Source organism: Kitasatospora sp. NPDC007106, assembly GCF_040634455.1.
Classification (GTDB): Bacteria; Actinomycetota; Actinomycetes; order Streptomycetales; family Streptomycetaceae; genus Kitasatospora; species Kitasatospora arboriphila.
On record NZ_JBEYFP010001309.1, the window covers coordinates 1 to 1,269 of the forward strand.

Below are 1,269 nucleotides of genomic sequence, written 5' to 3' on the forward strand. Positions count from 1 at the left end.
GTCGAGAAGCTGCTCGCGGATGCGCACGGCGCGCTCGGCGCCGCCGCCCGCCGGCACGCGCTCGACCGCTTCGACCTCGCCGTGGTGGCCGACGCCTGGCAGGGCTTGCTCGCCGAGACCGCCCACCGCGGCTCCCGACGCACCGTCTGAGGGCGTCCCGCGCACCGGCCGGAAGCTTCCGGCGCACCGTCCGGAACGGGCGCGCCGCCGAATCCGCCCCCCGCCTGTGCGCCGCCGCAGGGTGCGCGCATACTGGCCTGCGCGGCTCGCACCGAGCGACAGGGCCACTCCGGACCCGGCACGGCTGCGCCGCGACGGGGGAAGGTGCGCGATGGCAGTACTCGCGATCATCGTCGGAGCCGGTCTGCTCTGGATGCTGACCGGTGTCCGGGTCGTCCAGCAGTACGAGCGCGGGGTGGTCTTCCGGCTCGGCCAGGTCCGCGGGCAGGTCCGCGGCCCCGGCCCGACGCTGCTGATCCCGCTGGTCGACCGGATGCGCAAGGTCAACGTCCAGGTGATCACCATGCCGGTGCCGGCCCAGGAGGGCATCACCCGGGACAACGTCTCCGTCCGGGTCGACGCCGTGGTCTACTTCCGCGTCGTGGAGCCGATCCGGGCCACCGTCGACGTGCAGAACTACATGTTCGCGATGTCCCAGGTCGCGCAGACCTCGCTGCGCTCGATCATCGGCAAGAGCGACCTCGACGACCTGCTCTCCGGCCGGGAGAACCTGCACCGCGGCCTCGAACTCATGCTGGAGAGCCCGGCCGTGGGCTGGGGCGTGCACATCGACCGGGTCGAGATCAAGGACGTCGCCCTGCCCGACTCGATGAAGCGCTCGATGGCCCGCCAGGCCGAGGCCGACCGCGAGCGCCGCGCCCGCATCATCACCGCCGACGGCGAGTTCCAGGCCGCCGCCAAGCTCGCCGAGGCCGCCACCGTCATGGACGCCACCCCGGCCGCCCTGCAGCTGCGCCTGCTGCAGACCGTCGTCGAGGTCGCCGCCGAGAAGAACTCCACCCTGGTGCTGCCGTTCCCGGTCGAGCTGCTGCGCTTCTTCGACGCCGGCGCCAAGGCCGCCTCCGGGGCCGCCCCGACGGCCGCTCCGGCGCCCGCCGCCGAGGTGCCCGCGGCGGAGCAGGCCGGGACGCCGGCGCTGCCGCGGCCCGCCGAGGCGCCCGACCACACCGCCCTGACGAAGACCGAGCACACCCCCGAGGCCTGACCCCGCCGGTGAGCCCGGACCGCCCGATCGGCCGACTGCTCGGC

The 1,269-nt window shown here is 74.6% G+C and carries 1 protein-coding gene; it reads left to right on the plus strand.

The window, feature by feature from the left end; genetic code table 11:
- The first annotated feature begins 331 nt into the window (after positions 1–331).
- Positions 332–1,225 (plus strand): SPFH domain-containing protein, encoded by an 894-nt coding sequence (locus ABZ641_RS38070; protein WP_359989213.1) that lies wholly within the window; start codon positions 332–334, stop codon positions 1,223–1,225.
- Positions 1,226–1,269 lie beyond the last annotated feature (44 nt).